The 15,700-nt window shown below is 48.5% G+C and carries 15 protein-coding genes; 13 read left to right on the top strand and 2 right to left on the bottom strand.

Annotation, left to right across the window (positions count from 1 at the left end):
• Positions 1-9: 9 nt before the first annotated feature.
• From JQX68_RS17565 to JQX68_RS17510, 12 genes are read left to right on the top strand one after another with little or no spacing between them, the layout of a single operon-like run.
• Positions 10-1,155 carry a glycosyltransferase family 4 protein gene (locus JQX68_RS17565; protein ID WP_136653779.1) on the top strand — a complete coding sequence of 382 codons (1,146 nt, stop codon included), beginning with the start codon at positions 10-12 and terminating at the stop codon, positions 1,153-1,155.
• Entirely contained in the window at positions 1,152-1,988 is an 837-nt protein-coding gene (epsE, locus tag JQX68_RS17560; RefSeq protein WP_040081750.1) for a glycosyltransferase EpsE, read from the top strand. Before JQX68_RS17565 ends, epsE begins: the two co-directional genes overlap by 4 nt.
• On the top strand, positions 1,981-3,135 hold the full coding sequence (locus tag JQX68_RS17555) for a glycosyltransferase family 1 protein (RefSeq protein WP_136653778.1): 1,155 nt from the start codon (positions 1,981-1,983) through the stop codon (positions 3,133-3,135). The genes epsE and JQX68_RS17555 overlap by 8 nt, the downstream gene beginning before the upstream one ends.
• Positions 3,132-4,235, top strand: coding sequence for a biofilm exopolysaccharide biosynthesis protein EpsG (gene epsG / locus JQX68_RS17550; protein ID WP_069838682.1), 1,104 nt, complete (start codon positions 3,132-3,134; stop codon positions 4,233-4,235). The genes JQX68_RS17555 and epsG overlap by 4 nt, the downstream gene beginning before the upstream one ends.
• A gap of 24 nt (positions 4,236-4,259) precedes the next feature.
• A complete protein-coding gene (locus JQX68_RS17545; protein WP_136653777.1) occupies positions 4,260-5,294 on the top strand; it encodes a glycosyltransferase family 2 protein in 1,035 nt (344 codons plus the stop codon).
• Positions 5,295-5,298: 4 nt separating this feature from the next.
• The gene (locus JQX68_RS17540; protein WP_205440363.1) at positions 5,299-6,375 is read left to right on the top strand and encodes a polysaccharide pyruvyl transferase family protein; all 1,077 of its coding nucleotides are present in this window, start codon (positions 5,299-5,301) and stop codon (positions 6,373-6,375) included.
• Positions 6,372-7,406 carry a glycosyltransferase gene (locus JQX68_RS17535; protein WP_147772554.1) on the top strand — a complete coding sequence of 345 codons (1,035 nt, stop codon included), beginning with the start codon at positions 6,372-6,374 and terminating at the stop codon, positions 7,404-7,406. The genes JQX68_RS17540 and JQX68_RS17535 overlap by 4 nt, the downstream gene beginning before the upstream one ends.
• Positions 7,403-8,920 carry an MATE family efflux transporter gene (locus tag JQX68_RS17530; RefSeq protein ID WP_205440362.1) on the top strand — a complete coding sequence of 506 codons (1,518 nt, stop codon included), beginning with the start codon at positions 7,403-7,405 and terminating at the stop codon, positions 8,918-8,920. The genes JQX68_RS17535 and JQX68_RS17530 overlap by 4 nt, the downstream gene beginning before the upstream one ends.
• On the top strand, positions 8,917-9,525 hold the full coding sequence (locus JQX68_RS17525; protein ID WP_014480945.1) for a sugar transferase: 609 nt from the start codon (positions 8,917-8,919) through the stop codon (positions 9,523-9,525). The genes JQX68_RS17530 and JQX68_RS17525 overlap by 4 nt, the downstream gene beginning before the upstream one ends.
• Entirely contained in the window at positions 9,522-10,172 is a 651-nt protein-coding gene (locus JQX68_RS17520) for an acetyltransferase (RefSeq protein ID WP_136653773.1), read from the top strand. Before JQX68_RS17525 ends, JQX68_RS17520 begins: the two co-directional genes overlap by 4 nt.
• 4 nt (positions 10,173-10,176) lie before the next feature.
• Positions 10,177-11,343 (top strand): DegT/DnrJ/EryC1/StrS family aminotransferase, encoded by a 1,167-nt coding sequence (locus JQX68_RS17515; RefSeq protein WP_205440361.1) that lies wholly within the window; start codon positions 10,177-10,179, stop codon positions 11,341-11,343.
• Positions 11,322-12,290 carry a polysaccharide pyruvyl transferase family protein gene (locus JQX68_RS17510; protein ID WP_136653771.1) on the top strand — a complete coding sequence of 323 codons (969 nt, stop codon included), beginning with the start codon at positions 11,322-11,324 and terminating at the stop codon, positions 12,288-12,290. Before JQX68_RS17515 ends, JQX68_RS17510 begins: the two co-directional genes overlap by 22 nt.
• A gap of 9 nt (positions 12,291-12,299) precedes the next feature.
• On the opposite strand, the gene yvfG is transcribed toward JQX68_RS17510, so the two are convergent.
• On the bottom strand, positions 12,300-12,518 hold the full coding sequence (yvfG, locus tag JQX68_RS17505) for a protein YvfG (RefSeq protein ID WP_003219905.1): 219 nt from the start codon (positions 12,516-12,518) through the stop codon (positions 12,300-12,302).
• A 78-nt stretch (positions 12,519-12,596) separates the two neighbouring features.
• On the opposite strand from yvfG, the gene rpoN reads away from it, so the two are divergent.
• Positions 12,597-13,907 carry an RNA polymerase factor sigma-54 gene (rpoN, locus tag JQX68_RS17500; RefSeq protein WP_205440360.1) on the top strand — a complete coding sequence of 437 codons (1,311 nt, stop codon included), beginning with the start codon at positions 12,597-12,599 and terminating at the stop codon, positions 13,905-13,907.
• A gap of 25 nt (positions 13,908-13,932) precedes the next feature.
• On the opposite strand, the gene lutP is transcribed toward rpoN, so the two are convergent.
• The gene (lutP, locus tag JQX68_RS17495) at positions 13,933-15,624 is read right to left on the bottom strand and encodes an L-lactate permease LutP (protein ID WP_147772551.1); all 1,692 of its coding nucleotides are present in this window, start codon (positions 15,622-15,624) and stop codon (positions 13,933-13,935) included.
• Positions 15,625-15,700: the final 76 nt, after the last annotated feature.

Here is a 15,700-nt window from a genome sequence, read left to right as displayed (position 1 = left end):
GGAGTGAAAATGACGAAAAAGATATTGTTTTGCGCGACTGTTGATTATCATTTTAAGGCCTTTCACCTCCCTTATTTTAAATGGTTCAAGCGAATGGGCTGGGAGGTTCATGTCGCCGCGAGCGGACAAACCAAGCTGCCGTATGTGGATGAGAAATTCTCCATCCCGATTCGCAGGTCACCATTTCACCCTCAGAATCTGTCCGTTTATAGGCAGCTGAAGAAAGTGATCGACACCCATGAATACGACATGGTTCATTGCCATACACCGGTAGGCGGCGTTCTCGCCAGGCTGGCGGCGCGGCAGGCGCGGCGGTGCGGAACAAAGGTGCTGTACACAGCGCACGGCTTTCACTTCTGCAAAGGGGCACCGATGAAAAATTGGCTTCTATACTATCCGGTCGAAAAGTGGCTTTCAGCATATACGGACTGCCTGATCACGATCAATGAAGAGGATTATACACGGGCGAAAGGACTTCAAAGGCCGGGCGGAAGGACGCAGAAAATACACGGCATTGGCGTCAATACCGAGCGTTTCCGGCCTGTTAGCCCGAAAGAGCAGCAAAGACTCAGAGAAAAACACGGATTCCGTGAAGATGATTTTATATTGGTTTATCCGGCTGAGCTTAATGTGAACAAAAATCAGAAGCTGTTAATTGAAGCCGCAGCCTTGCTGAAAGAAAACATTCCTTCGCTCCGCCTTGTGTTTGCCGGGGAAGGGGCAATGGAACAAACGTATCGAACGTTAGCTGAAAAGCTTGGCGCTTCCGCCAATGTCCGTTTTTACGGCTTTTGCCGCGACATACATGAGCTGATTCAGCTTGCAGATGTATCTGTCGCATCCAGCATGAGAGAGGGCCTTGGCATGAATGTGCTTGAGGGAATGGCGGCAGAAAAACCGGCGATCGCCACAGATAACCGCGGGCATCGGGAAATCATCCGCGACGGAGAAAACGGTTTTCTGGTCAAAATCGGTGACAATGCTGCTTTTGCCCGCCGGATTGAACAGCTTTACCACAAGCCGGAACTCTGCCGAAAGCTTGGACAGGAAGGCCGAAAAACAGCCTTGCGCTTTTCGGAGGCGCGAACGGTGGAAGAAATGGCAGATATTTATTCCGCGTACATGGATATGGATACAAAGGAGAAAAGCGTATGAACTCAGGACCGAAAGTTTCTGTCATTATGGGCATTTATAATTGCGAGCGCACGTTGGCAGAAAGCATAGAATCCATACTCAGCCAATCCTATAAAAATTGGGAGCTGATTTTGTGCGATGATGCGTCAACAGACGGCACGCTCCGCATCGCGAAGCAGTATGCCGCTCATTATAGCGACCGCATCAAACTGATTCGAAACAAAACAAACAAGCGGCTTGCCGCATCATTAAATCATTGTCTTTCGCATGCGACAGGCGATTATATCGCACGTCAGGACGGAGATGACCTTTCGTTTCCGCGCCGTCTGGAAAAGCAGGTCGCGTTTTTAGAAAAACACCGCCACTATCAGGTGGTTGGCACCGGCATGCTTGTGTTTGATGAATTTGGCGTAAGAGGCACCCGCATCCTGCCTTCTGTTCCGGAGCCGGGCGTCATGGCAAAAGGGACCCCATTTTGCCACGGCACGATTATGATGAGAGCGAGTGCCTACCGCACGCTGAAAGGCTACCGGTCGGTGCGCAGGACGAGACGAATGGAGGATATCGATTTGTGGCTTCGCTTTTTTGAAGAGGGCTTCAGGGGCTATAATCTTCAGGAAGCCTTGTATAAAGTGAGGGAAGACAGCGATGCATTCAAACGGCGGTCATTTACGTATTCGATCGACAATGCCATCCTTGTCTATCAGGCGTGCAGACGCTTGAAGCTTCCTATATCTGATTACATATATATCGCAAAACCGTTAATCCGCGCGTTTATGCCCGCAGCCGTGATGAATCGCTACCACAAAAAAAGGGTAATGAACCAAAAGGAAGGGCTTGTCAAGCATGAATAGCGGCCAAAAACGCGTGCTCCATGTTCTCAGCGGCATGAACAGGGGCGGCGCGGAAACCATGGTGATGAATTTATATCGGAAAATGGACAGAAGCAAAGTACAATTTGATTTTTTAACGTATCGAAATGATCCGTGCGCTTACGATGAAGAGATTTTATCCTTAGGCGGGCGGCTTTTTTATGTCCCGAGCATTGGGCAAAGCAATCCCCTTACATTTGTGAGGAATGTGAGTAACGCGATAAAAGAAAACGGGCCGTTCAGCGCCGTTCATGCGCATACAGATTTCCAAACGGGTTTTATCGCTCTTGCGGCAAGGCTCGCCGGAGTGCCGATCAGGGTCTGCCATTCCCACAATACGTCTTGGAAGACCGGCTTCAATTGGAAGGATCGCTTGCAGCTGATGGTGTTCAGGCGGCTCATCTTGGCGAATGCCACTGCACTGTGTGCCTGCGGAGAGGATGCGGGCAGGTTTTTATTTGGACAGTCCAACATGGAGCGGGAGCGTGTTCACCTCCTTCCGAACGGGATTGATCTTGAGCTGTTCGCCCCAAATGGGCAGGCGGCTGATGAAGAAAAAACAGCCCGCGGTATTGCAGCTGACCGGCTCATCATTGGCCATGTGGCCCGGTTTCATGAAGTGAAAAACCATGCGTTTCTCCTGAAGCTTGCCGCACATCTCAAAGAAAGAGGCGTTCGCTTTCAGTTTGTTCTCGCAGGAGACGGGCCGTTGCGAGGGGAGATAGAGGAGGAGGCGCGGCGGCAAGATCTGTTGTCAGAGGTTCTCTTTTTAGGCACTGAAGACCGCATTCATGAATTGATGCGTACATTCGATGTATTTGTTATGCCTTCTCTGTACGAAGGCTTGCCGGTTGTGCTTGTGGAAGCGCAGGCGTCGGGGCTTCCATGCATCATTTCAGACAGCATTACAGAAAAAGTCGACGCCGGGCTCGGGCTTGTCACAAGATTAAGTCTCTCTGAGCCGATCAGCGTTTGGGCTGAAACCATTGCAAGAGCGGCCGCCGCAGGCAGGCCGAAGCGCGAGCTCATCAAGGAAACACTCGCCCAACTTGGCTACGATGCACAGCAAAATGTAGGAGCGCTGCTGAATGTATACAACATCCGCACGGAAAAGGACAATAACCGATGATTGTATATGCCGTCAATATGGGGATTGTCTTTGTTTGGTCTTGGTTCGCTAAAATGTGCGGCGGCCGTGACGATTCGCTTGCCACGGGGTATCGGCCGAATAAGCTTTTGATCTGGATTCCACTCGCTTCACTTGTGCTCGTGTCAGGCCTCCGCTATCGAGTTGGCACGGATTTTCAGACGTACACGCTGCTGTACGAATTGGCGGGCGATTATCAAAATGTGTGGCAGATATTCGGTTTCGGCACAGCGAAAACGGCGACAGATCCGGGGTTTACCGCACTCCTTTGGCTGATGAATTTTATCACAGAAGATCCGCAAATCATGTATTTTACGGTTGCGGTCGTGACCTATAGCTTTATTATGAAGACACTCGCCGATTATGGCAGGCCGTTTGAGCTGAGTGTCTTTTTATTTTTGGGAACCTTTCATTATTACGCGTCTTTTAACGGCATCAGGCAATACATGGTGGCAGCTGTTTTGTTTTGGGCGCTCCGTTATATCATCAGCGGGAACTGGAAGCGATATTTTCTCATTGTGCTGGTCAGCTCGCTCTTTCATTCGTCCGCGCTGATTATGATTCCAGTGTACTTTATTGTCAGAAGAAAAGCCTGGTCTCCGGCGATATTCGGCCTATCCGCTTTATTTCTCGGCATGACCTTTTTATATCAAAAATTTATTTCTGTGTTTGTCGTTGTACTTGAAAACAGCTCATACAGCCATTATGAAAAATGGCTTATGACAAACACAAATGGAATGAATGTGATCAAAATCGCTGTTTTGGTTCTGCCGCTGTTCCTTGCATTTTGCTATAAAGAACGACTGCGGAGTCTGTGGCCGCAAATTGATATTGTCGTCAATTTGTGCCTGCTAGGTTTTTTGTTCGGCCTTTTGGCCACAAAGGACGTGATTTTTGCCAGATTCAATATTTATTTCGGTCTGTATCAAATGATCCTAGTCCCTTATTTCGTCAGGATATTTGATGAAAAATCGAATGCTCTTATCTATATTGCTATCGTTGTTTGTTATTTTCTTTACAGTTATTTGCTTATGCCGGTTGATTCATCGGTTCTGCCTTACAGAACGATTTTTTCCCGGTAATTTATGCACGAGGAGCCGGTCATTATGGAAACACCTGCGGTTAGTCTGTTAGTCGCTGTTTATAACACAGAAACATATATCAGAACGTGTCTCGAATCACTGCGGAACCAGACAGTGGACAATATTGAAATCATCATCGTCAATGACGGTTCAGCTGACGCCAGCCCGGATATCGCGGAAGAATACGCCAAAATGGACAACAGGTTTAAGGTGATTCATCAGGAAAACCAGGGGCTCGGTGCGGTTCGGAATAAAGGCATTAAAGCTGCACGCGGCGAATTTATCGCGTTTATCGATTCAGACGATTGGATCGAGCCTGATTATTGCGAGCAGATGCTCCGCGCAGCAGGCGATGAAACTGATCTGGTCATTTGCAATTACGCCGCGGAGTTTGAGGATACTGGCAAAACCATGGACTCAGACATTGCCCAAACCTATCAGGATCAGCCAAAGGAGCATTATATCAAGGCATTATTCGAAGGGAAGGTCAGAGGGTTTTCATGGAACAAACTGTACAGAAGAAGCATGATTGAAGCCCATCGGCTGTCGTTTCCGCTCCGAGGCGAGCTGGAGCATGTCGAGGATCAGTTTTTCAGCTTCAGAGCTCATTTTTTCGCCCGCTCGGTATCCTATGTAAAAGCGCCGCTCTATCATTACCGAATTCACCTTTCCTCCATTGTGCAGCGCTATCAGAAAAAACTGTTTGAATCAGGGCTTGCGCTGTATGAGGCGAATGCGGCGTTTTTACAGGAGAACAACAAACTGGAGGAGTACCGCAAGGAGCTTGATACCTTTATCGTTCTTCACAGCAGCATCTGTATGCTGAATGAATGGAAAACGAGCGGCAGCCGCCGGCTGTTTGAAAAGCTTAGAAATGTTGGCGTGATATGCGCGGACCCGGTGTTTCAAGAAAGTCTTTCAAAAACGGGAACAGCGCCTTTTGACGCAAAACGGTCATGCCTGCTTCTGATGGCGAAATACAGAATGATTCCGTTCGTCGCGATGGCATCGGCTGTGTATCAGCGGGTGATCGAGTACAAAATGAGAAACAGAGGGTGAGGACATGTCGTTACAATCGTTGAAAATTAATTTTGCAGAATGGCTGCTGCTTAAGGTCAAATACCCGTCCCAATATTGGCTGGGAGCGGCAGACCAGCCGGTAAAGGCCGCAGCACATCAGAAAAAAATCATACTGACCCTGCTGCCGTCACATGACAATTTGGGAGATCACGCAATTGCTTATGCCAGCAAGACATTTCTTGAGCAAGAATACCCGGACTTTGACATCATCGAGGTCGATATGAAGGACATTTACAAATCAGCAAAAAACCTGATCCGCTCGCGCCATCCGAAGGATATGGTCTTTATCATCGGCGGCGGAAACATGGGGGATTTATACCGTTATGAGGAGTGGACACGCCGCTTCATCATTAAAACATTTCATGACTATCGGGTTGTCCAGCTTCCGGCAACGGCTCATTTTTCCGACACGAAAAAAGGGCGGAAAGAGCTGAAGCGGGCACAGAAAATTTATAATTCGCACCCGGGCCTGTTGCTGATGGCGCGGGATGAAACAACGTATCAATTTATGAAACAGCATTTTCAAGAAAAAACAATTCTGAAGCAGCCGGACATGGTGCTGTATTTAGACAGAAGCAAGGCCCCCGCAGAGCGCGAAGGGGTTTATATGTGTTTGCGCGAGGACCAGGAAAGCGTGCTTCAGAAGGAGCAGAGAAACCGGGTCAAGGCAGCGCTATATGAGGAATTCGGCGAGATCAATTCCTTTACGACAACGATTGGGCGCCGGGTCAGCCGCGATACACGGGAACAAGAGCTTGAAGCACTGTGGTCTAAGCTGCAAAGCGCAGAAGCCGTCGTCACAGACAGGCTTCATGGCATGATTTTTTGCGCGCTGACAGGAACGCCGTGTGTTGTTATTCGCTCCTTTGACCATAAGGTGATGGAAGGCTATCAATGGCTCAAAGACATCCCATTCATGAAGCTGATTGAACATCCGGAGCCGGAGCGTGTAACAGCCGCAGTAAATGAGCTTTTAACAAAAGAAACACCCCGTGCCGGCTTTCCGAGAGATGTGTATTTTAAAGGTCTGCGTGACAAAATCAGCGGTGAAGCGCAATGACCCCGCTCGTCAGCATTATTGTCCCGATGTATAATGTTGAACCATTTATAGGGGAATGCATTGATTCTTTGCTTGGCCAAACGCTTTCTGATATTGAAATCATCCTCGTGAATGATGGAACACCGGATCGGTCAGGCGAAATTGCAGAGGATTATGCAAAACGGGATGTGAGAATCCGGGTCATTCATCAATCAAACGGCGGGCTTAGTTCAGCGCGAAATACGGGAATAAAGGCCGCGCGGGGCACTTACATCGGCTTTGTCGACGGAGACGATTATGTATCATCCGCCATGTTCCAGAGACTGGCTGAAGAAGCGGAGCAAAATCAGCTCGACATCGCCGGATGCGGTTTTTACAAGCAGTCACCGGACAGGCGGACATATGTGGCGCCGCAGCTTGAGGCAAACCGCGTGCTGACAAAATCGGAAATGACTGAACGGCTTAAATATGCTCACGAAACGAGATTTATCTGGTATGTATGGCGTTATCTTTACCGCCGTGAGCTTTTTGATAGGGCGAATCTGATGTTTGAGGAAGACATCCGTTTTGCTGAAGACTCTCCCTTCAATTTGTCCGCTTTTCGCGAAGCGGAGCGGGTGAAAATGCTTGATGAAGGATTGTACATTTATCGTGAAAACCCGAACAGCCTGACAGAAATTCCTTATAAGCCGGCGATGGATGAACATCTTCAAAAACAATATCAGGCTAAAATCGCATTCTACAATCACTATGGCTTAGCAGGCGCATGCCAAGAAGATCTGAATGTGTACATTTGCAGGCACCAGCTTCCGATGCTTTTGGCAAATGCCTGTGCTTCTCCGAATTCGCCGAAAGACATCAAAAAGAAGATCAGACAGATTTTGTCCTATGACATGGTGCGGCAGGCTGTCAGACATACACCGTTTCAGCATGAGAAATTATTAAGAGGAGAGCGTTTGATATTAGCACTGTGTAAATGGCGGCTCACTTTTCTCATCAAGCTGTTTTTCGAGCAGCGGGGGACGATGAAAGGCAGTGCGAAGCAGGCATGAAATTCACGATAAACTTCAGCGCGAATCTTACGGCTTTTCTCTTATCTGTTTTCCTGTCGGTTTGGCTGACGCCTTTTATTGTCAAAACGCTCGGTGTGGAAGCGTTCGGCTTTGTTCACTTGACACAAAATGTGATTAATTACTTTTCGATTATCACCGTGGCTCTCAGCTCGGTTGTCGTTCGCTTCTTTTCTGTTGCTGCCCACAGGGGAGAGCGGGAGAAAGCAAATGCGTATATCAGCAATTATTTAGCGGCCTCTGTTTTGATTTCATTGCTTCTCTTGCTGCCGCTTGCGGGCTCGGCTTTTTTTGTTGACCGAGTCATGAATGTGCCGCAAGCGCTTTTGGCTGATGTGCGTGTGTCGATTTTGATCGGCAGTCTGCTGTTTATCTTAACGTTTCTGACGGCTGGTTTCGGGGCTGCACCATTTTATGCCAACCGCCTTTACATCACAAGTTCCATTCAGGCGGTGCAAATGCTTGTACGCGTGCTGTCTGTGCTGCTCCTGTTTGCATGCTTTGCGCCAAAAATCTGGCAGATCCAGCTTGCCGCTTTAGCTGGTGCTGTCATCGCGTCTGTACTGTCTTTCTATTTCTTCAAAAAGCTGATTCCATGGTTTTCGTTCCGTATGAAGGATCTTTCATTCCGCACAAGCAAGGAGCTGTTTCAAGCGGGCGCATGGAGCTCCGTCAATCAAATCGGCGTCCTGCTTTTTTTGCAGATTGATCTGTTAACCGCCAATTTGATGCTTGGAGCGTCCGCATCCGGGAAATACGCGGCGATTATCCAGTTTCCGCTGCTTTTGCGCAGCTTGGCAGGAACGGTCGCATCCCTGTTTGCGCCTATCATGACTTCATATTATTCAAAAGGCGATATGGACGGATTGATGAATTACGCCAATAAGGCAGTGAGGCTGAATGGCCTTTTGCTTGCACTTCCTGCTGCCTTATTGGGCGGGTTGGCGGGGCCTTTTCTGACAATCTGGCTCGGACCGTCCTTTTCGTCGATAGCACCGCTTTTATTTATTCATGCCGGATACTTGGTGATCAGCCTCGCCTTTATGCCGCTGTTTTATATTTGGACCGCTTTTAATCAACAAAAAACACCGGCGATTGTTACCCTGCTGTTAGGCGCAGTGAATGTGGTGCTGGCCGTCACACTGAGCGGGCCGGCTCATCTCGGTCTGTACGGCATAACATTGGCCGGGGCGATTTCCCTTATTTTAAAAAATGCCGTCTTCACGCCGCTTTTTGTATCCCGCATTACAGGCTGTAAAAAGCACGTGTTCTTTAAAGGCATCATCGGGCCTCTTTCAGCCGCTGTGTTTGCCTGGACGGTCTGTAAGGCCCTGCAGTTTGTTGTGAAGATTGACGGCTGGACGTCACTGATAGCGACGGGAGTGACAGTCAGCTTTTGCTACACTGTTTTCGCTTTTATGCTCGTTTGTACAAAAGAGGAAAGACAGCTGGTACTAAAACGGTTTCGAAAAACGAAAGGAGCTGTGAATCTTTGATCCTGAAACGACTTTTTGATCTGACGGCCGCCATTTTTTTGTTGTGCTGTACGAGTGTGATCATTTTGTTCACCATCGCCGTTGTCAGGCTGAAAATAGGATCACCTGTCTTCTTTAAGCAAGTAAGGCCGGGCCTGCACGGCAAACCGTTCACCCTGTATAAGTTCCGGACAATGACGGATGAACGGGACAGTGAAGGAAATCTGCTGCCCGATGAAGTTAGGCTGACGAAAACAGGCAGGCTGATCAGAAAGCTAAGCATTGATGAGCTTCCGCAGCTTCTGAATGTTCTGAAAGGCGATCTCAGCCTTGTCGGGCCGCGGCCGCTTTTGATGGACTATCTGCCCCTTTATACAGAAAAACAGGCACGGCGCCACGAGGTGAAGCCGGGTATCACAGGCTGGGCGCAAATCAATGGCAGAAACGCGATTTCCTGGGAAAAGAAATTTGAATTAGATGTTTGGTACGTTGACAACCGATCATTTTTTCTCGATTTGAAAATTCTATGTTTGACGGTGCGAAAGGTTCTTGTTTCAGAAGGGATTCAGCAAACCAATCATGTGACCGCGGAACGGTTTACCGGAAGCGGAGATGTGTCCTCATGAAAAACGTGGCCATTGTGGGTGACGGCGGACACGGAAAGGTGATCAGAGAGCTGATTAACGCCCGCGCAGATACGCGTTTAGCCGCGGTGCTGGATGATAAATTCAAAACGTTCGAAGGCGGAAAAGAATGGTACACAGGCCCGCCGGAAGCCATTAGTGAATTGCGCAGGCTCATTCCCGATGTGCTGTTTTTGATTGCTGTTGGAAATAACAGTGTCAGAAAACAGCTGACTGAGCGACTGGGACTGAAGAAAGATGATTTTATTACATTGATTCACCCGTCAGCCATCGTCAGCAAATCGGCTGCTATCGGGGAAGGGACAGTGATCATGGCGGGCGCAATCATTCAGGCGGATGCGCGCATCGGTGCCCACTGCATCATCAATACGGGCGCAGTGGCAGAGCACGACAATCAAATCAGCGATTACGTTCATCTGTCCCCGCGTGTCACACTGTCAGGAGCGGTTTCCGTTCAGGAAGGCGCTCACGTTGGAACCGGTGCGTCCGTCATACCGCAGATCACAATCGGGGCTTGGAGCATTGTCGGCGCCGGCTCTGCGGTAATCCGTTCCATACCGGACAGGGTAACGGCGGCCGGGGCACCGGCACGCATCATTTCTTCCATTCAAACATCAAACAAAGGATGATTCTATGCATAAAAAAATCTACTTATCTCCCCCTCACATGAGCGGCAGGGAGCAGCACTATATTTCGGAAGCCTTTCGCTCAAACTGGATCGCGCCGCTTGGGCCGCTCGTGAATTTATTTGAAGAACAGCTGGCAGAACGCGTCGGTGTAAAAGCAGCAGCTGCGGTCAGCTCTGGAACGGCTGCGATTCATCTGGCGCTGCGTTTGCTTGACGTAAAAGAAGGAGAAAGCGTGTTTTGCCAGTCCTTCACATTTGTAGCAACCGCCAATCCGATTTTATATGAAAAAGCGGTGCCCGTCTTTATTGATTCTGAGCCTGACACATGGAACATGTCGCCGAAAGCCCTTGAAAGAGCATTGCAGGAAGCGAAAAGAAACGGAACTCTGCCAAAAGCCGTTATTGCCGTCAATCTATATGGGCAGAGCGCGAAAATGGATGACATTGTAAGCCTGTGTGATGCATACGGAGTTCCTGTCATTGAGGACGCAGCCGAATCTCTCGGAACAGTCTACAAAGGGAAGCAAAGCGGGACATTCGGGCGCTTCGGCATTTATTCATTTAACGGGAACAAAATCATCACCACATCAGGCGGAGGGATGCTTGTTTCAAATGATGAAGCCGCAATGGAAAAAGCAAGATTTCTCGCTTCGCAGGCCCGTGACTCGGCTGTTCATTATCAGCACAGTGAAATGGGGCATAATTACAGGCTGAGCAATATTTTAGCCGGTGTGGGCATTGCCCAGCTCGAGGTGCTGGATGAGCGCGTAGAGAAAAGAAGGACCATTTTTACGAGATATAAAAATGCACTCGGTCACTTAGCCGGCGTCCGCTTTATGCCGGAGTACGCAGCAGGCGTATCCAATCGCTGGCTCACCACGCTCACGCTTGATAACGGGCTCAGCCCCTATGACGTAGTTCAACATCTTGCTGAAGAAAACATTGAAGCCCGTCCGCTGTGGAAGCCGCTCCATACCCAGCCGCTGTTCGATCCTGCTTTGTTTTATTCCCATGAAGATACAGGAAGCGTATGCGAAGAGCTTTTCAAGCAAGGGATCTGTCTCCCATCCGGGTCAAATATGACAGAAGATGAGCAAGATCGGGTCATTGACGTGCTACTGCACTTATTCCAAAATGCCGAGGTGAAGAAATGGACAGCAAGCATTCGATGATCAGCCTCAAACAGAAATTGTCCGGGCTGCTCGACGTCATTCCGAAACAATCTGAGATCGTATATGCGGACTATCCTCTATATGGGAATGTAGGGGATTTATTTATTATGAAAGGAACAGAAGCCTTCTTTCAAGAACACGGGATTCGGGTCAGAAAACGCTGGAATCCTGACAATTTTCCAGTCGGGCGAAAGCTGGACCCTAATCTTATCATCGTCTGCCAGGGAGGCGGAAACTTCGGGGATCTGTATCCGTATTATCAAGGCTTTAGAGAGAAAATCATCCAAACCTATCCGAACCACAAAATTGTGATCCTGCCGCAATCGATTTATTTTCAAAACAAAGACAACCTCAAGCGGACGGCGGAGATATTTTCTAAGCATGCGAATCTCCACATCATGACAAGGGAAAAAGCCTCCTATGCTACGGCACAGGCTTATTTTTCAAGAAATCACATTCAGCTTCTGCCTGATATGGCTCATCAGCTGTTTCCCGTCATTCCCACGCAGCAGCCGTCTAATCAAAAGCTGAGATTTATCCGAACAGATCATGAAGCAAACCAGGAGCTTCAGGAACACGCTAAAGCGGAGAGCTACGACTGGCGCACGGTCCTGTCAGCTTCAGACCGCCGGACGATCGCTTTTCTGCAAACGCTCAACGTCCTGAACAAAAAAGCGGGCAACCCTTTGCCTATTGCGTATATATGGGGAAAATACTCGGATTATATCGTCAAAAAAGCCATTCGGTTTTTCAGCCGTTACGAATCGGTGGAAACATCAAGGCTGCACGGCCACATCTTGTCTTCTCTTCTTCAAAAAGAAAACACGGTCATTGATAATTCCTATGGGAAAAACGCCAATTACTTTCATACCTGGATGGAAGGAGTGCCAAGCACCCGGCTCATCCAGGACGCCTCAAAGAAGGAAAACCTTCCTGCTCACGTGTGAGCGGAAGGTTTATTTTGATTCTCCACGTTTGACTTTGTTGTATGCTTCATCTAAATGCTGAATCCGCTTTAAGACGACAGCGTTTTTCGTCAGCTGGTCTTGCACGAGCGTTGAGACGACGGAACGGTAGTAGCTGTTCATCGCGTGGATTTTATCCTCAGACTGATTCATTTCAATATGCTGTTTTAAATTCTCAATAAAATAAGGGACGGAAAAAAGTTCAGACATTTCTTTGGCAGCTCCTTTTTCATAAATGTATACGGTGTGATCTCAATCATGTACAATGAAGAAAGGGGAGTGAGCAAGATGGATATGAAACTTCAGCAAGTACAAGTATTAAAGCCTCAACTGACACAGGAGCTCAGGCAGGCCATCACGCTGCTTGGCTATCATTCGGCAGAGCTTGCCGAGTACATTGATGAGCTCTCACTGGAAAACCCTCTTATTGAACGAAAGGAAACAGACACACCGCCACTATCTTACCATAAAACAAATAAAAACAGGATGAATGCACAGGAAGCGGGCCTTCAATTAAGTGATCCGCAAAAAACATTGCAGGATGCGTTAAAACAGCAGTCACTCGATATGAATCTGTCAAACACTGAAAAAAAGATTTTTAATTATCTGATTTATTCGCTTGATTCAAACGGATACTTGGAAGAAGATGTGGAGGAGGCGGCACAGCGCTTATCTGTATCGGCCAACGAAACAGAGGCTGTTTTGGCAAAACTCCAGTCACTAGAGCCGGCTGGAATCGGCGCGAGATCTTTGCAGGAATGCATCCTTCTTCAATTACAGCGGCTGCCGAACAGAAATGAACACGCGGAAATGCTTGTTTCTGCTCATTTTGATGCTTTTGCGCAAAAAAAGTGGAAAGCGCTTTCAGTGGAGACTGGAATTCCGCTTGATACCATTCAGGATATCTCAGATGATATAGCGGCTCTTCATCCAAGACCGGGTCTTCTGTTTGCCCGGCCAGAGCAAGATGTGTATATCGAGCCTGACATTTTTATCACCGTAAAAAACGGGCACATTGCAGCGGAGCTGAATACCCGCTCGTTTCCCGAAATCGATCTGCATCCGCAGTACAGTACGCTTTTATCATCCGGCTCCTGTCAGGATACTGTCTCTTATTTATCCGCGAAATATCAGGAATGGCGCTGGCTGAGCCGCGCGCTGCGGCAGCGAAAACAGACCATCAAGAGGATAATCAATGAGCTGATCACACGCCAAAAGGATTTCTTTCTGAAAGGGCGAAGCGCAATGAAACCGCTGACTCTCAGGGAGATAGCAGACTGCTTAAGCCTTCATGAATCAACTGTGAGCCGGGCCATTAAAGGAAAAACGATCCAAACGCCTTACGGGCTGTTTGAGATGAAACTCTTTTTCTCAGCAAAAGCCGAGGCTTCAGGAGATGGAGATGCGTCGAATTATGCAGTCAAAATGCATCTTGAAGACCTGATCAATCAAGAGGACAAAACAAAACCGCTCTCAGATCAAAAGCTTGCCGAATTGCTATATGAACAGCACGGCATCCAAATCTCGAGACGCACCGTGGCTAAATACCGCGATCAGATGAACATTCCGTCTTCGGCAGCGAGAAAACGGTATAAATAAAAACCTCCCGTGTTGGGAGGTTTTTTTAAGGAATCATCCAGCTGAACACATGATGCTGCAAAAAGGTGATGATACAAACGAGCAGCAGCAAAAACAGACTGTGTTTAATGGTAAAACGGAAAAGATCTGACTCCTTTCCGGCGAGTCCAACCGCGGCGCATGCCACCGCAATCGACTGCGGCGAAATCATTTTTCCTGTGACACCGCCTGAAGAGTTGGCGGCGACAGACAGAACAGGGTCCATACCGACCGATAACGCGGTGACTTTCTGCAGGTTGCCGAACAGCAGGTTGGCAGAAGTATCCGAGCCGGTAATAAAGACGCCGAGCCAGCCGAGAACAGGCGAAAAGAAGGTAAACATCGAACCCGTCAGCGCGAGTGTCATCCCGAGTGTCGTGCTCATTCCTGAGGAGTTTGTGACATAGGCAAAACCAACCACAGATGCGATGGTCAAAATCGGAAGCTTTAACTCTTGAATTGTTTCTTTAAAAACGGCTCCCCAGTCTTTCCACGAAATTGCCGTGATGAATTTTGACAGCACAGCGGCAATCAAGATGGCGGTGCCGGCTGAACCGAGCACGTCAAGCTTGTAAACCGCTTCAATCGGCGTACCGTCAGCATTGGCAATCTGATTGTTCAAAAAAGGCACACCAGGGGCAAAAGTCAGTTTTTCCCCAACAGCATTCAGCCATGTCAAGAACACAGCAGAGCCTTCATAATGCCCGGTCAGCGCGGATTTGACAGATGGAATGCCCCATACGGAAATCATCACCGTCAGCAGCAGAAATGGCGACCAAGCCTTGAAAATCTGTCCGCCACTGTACGCAGGCGCTGTCGGATTCGTTCGCGCCGTTTCAATCGCGGCGGCCGATTCCTGTTCACCGGCAAACCGGAATGTTGTTTTCGGCTTCCACCATTTCAAAAACACAGCAAGCGCAGCCATTGAAACAAGAGCTGACAAAACATCAGGCAGCTCAGGCCCTAAAAAATTGGAACTGAGATATTGAACAACAGCAAAGGAAACACCGGATACGAGAATTGCCGGCCAGACCTCCAAGGCTTTCCTGAACCCGCTCATAATGATGATTAAATAAAGAGGAATAAATACGGATAAAAACGGCAGCTGCCGCCCGACCATTTGTGAAATCTCCATCGCCGGAATCCCTGTCGGCCCTTCTACGGCTGTAATTGGAATTCCAATTGCGCCAAAGGCGACAGGCGCCGTATTGGCGATCAAACAGATCCCCGCCGCATAAAGAGGATTAAAGCCGAGACCGACCAAAAGCGCGGCAGAAATGGCGACAGGCGCTCCGAAGCCTGCTGCCCCTTCTAAAAAAGCCCCGAATGAAAAAGCGATCAAGAGGGCTTGAAGCCGCCGGTCATCAGTAATCGAGAGAACCGAACTGCGAATGATATCAAACTGCCCCGTTTTCACAGTAATTTTATACAAAAAAACAGACGTCACAATGATCCAGCCAATCGGCAATATTCCGTAAACGGCTCCTTGTGTCGCCGACATCAGCGCTTTTTCCGCAGGCATCCGATAAACCAATACAGCAATGACAAGGGCGATCCCCAATGTGGCCAAGCCCGCTGTATACCCCTTCATCCGTTTAATCGCGAGTGCCCAAAAAAAGAAAATAATCGGTACAAGTGCGGCAAGCGCTGATAAAAGCAAATTTCCCCCTATAGGCGTATATGCCTGTGTCCATAGCATCCCAAACCCCTCCTTGAAACATAAACTGGCGTTGTATGTAAGCGGTTTCTATAGATGATATGATCATCTGATGACT

The organism is Bacillus sp. LJBS06, from assembly GCF_016924995.1.
Taxonomy (GTDB): Bacteria; Bacillota; Bacilli; order Bacillales; family Bacillaceae; genus Bacillus; species Bacillus stercoris.
This window is presented reverse-complemented; position numbering and strand designations above follow the sequence as displayed.

What these genes read in the sequence shown, in the direction of transcription:
- JQX68_RS17565 (WP_136653779.1), top strand. Translation starts at nt 10, where the DNA reads ATGACGAAAAAGATATTGTTTTGCGCGACTGTTGATTATCATTTTAAG.
- epsE (WP_040081750.1), top strand. Translation starts at nt 1,152, where the DNA reads ATGAACTCAGGACCGAAAGTTTCTGTCATTATGGGCATTTATAATTGC.
- JQX68_RS17555 (WP_136653778.1), top strand. Translation starts at nt 1,981, where the DNA reads ATGAATAGCGGCCAAAAACGCGTGCTCCATGTTCTCAGCGGCATGAAC.
- epsG (WP_069838682.1), top strand. Translation starts at nt 3,132, where the DNA reads ATGATTGTATATGCCGTCAATATGGGGATTGTCTTTGTTTGGTCTTGG.
- JQX68_RS17545 (WP_136653777.1), top strand. Translation starts at nt 4,260, where the DNA reads ATGGAAACACCTGCGGTTAGTCTGTTAGTCGCTGTTTATAACACAGAA.
- JQX68_RS17540 (WP_205440363.1), top strand. Translation starts at nt 5,299, where the DNA reads ATGTCGTTACAATCGTTGAAAATTAATTTTGCAGAATGGCTGCTGCTT.
- JQX68_RS17535 (WP_147772554.1), top strand. Translation starts at nt 6,372, where the DNA reads ATGACCCCGCTCGTCAGCATTATTGTCCCGATGTATAATGTTGAACCA.
- JQX68_RS17530 (WP_205440362.1), top strand. Translation starts at nt 7,403, where the DNA reads ATGAAATTCACGATAAACTTCAGCGCGAATCTTACGGCTTTTCTCTTA.
- JQX68_RS17520 (WP_136653773.1), top strand. Translation starts at nt 9,522, where the DNA reads ATGAAAAACGTGGCCATTGTGGGTGACGGCGGACACGGAAAGGTGATC.
- JQX68_RS17515 (WP_205440361.1), top strand. Translation starts at nt 10,177, where the DNA reads ATGCATAAAAAAATCTACTTATCTCCCCCTCACATGAGCGGCAGGGAG.
- JQX68_RS17510 (WP_136653771.1), top strand. Translation starts at nt 11,322, where the DNA reads ATGGACAGCAAGCATTCGATGATCAGCCTCAAACAGAAATTGTCCGGG.
- yvfG (WP_003219905.1), bottom strand. Translation starts at nt 12,518, where the DNA reads ATGTCTGAACTTTTTTCCGTCCCTTATTTTATTGAGAATTTAAAACAG.
- rpoN (WP_205440360.1), top strand. Translation starts at nt 12,597, where the DNA reads ATGGATATGAAACTTCAGCAAGTACAAGTATTAAAGCCTCAACTGACA.
- lutP (WP_147772551.1), bottom strand. Translation starts at nt 15,624, where the DNA reads ATGCTATGGACACAGGCATATACGCCTATAGGGGGAAATTTGCTTTTA.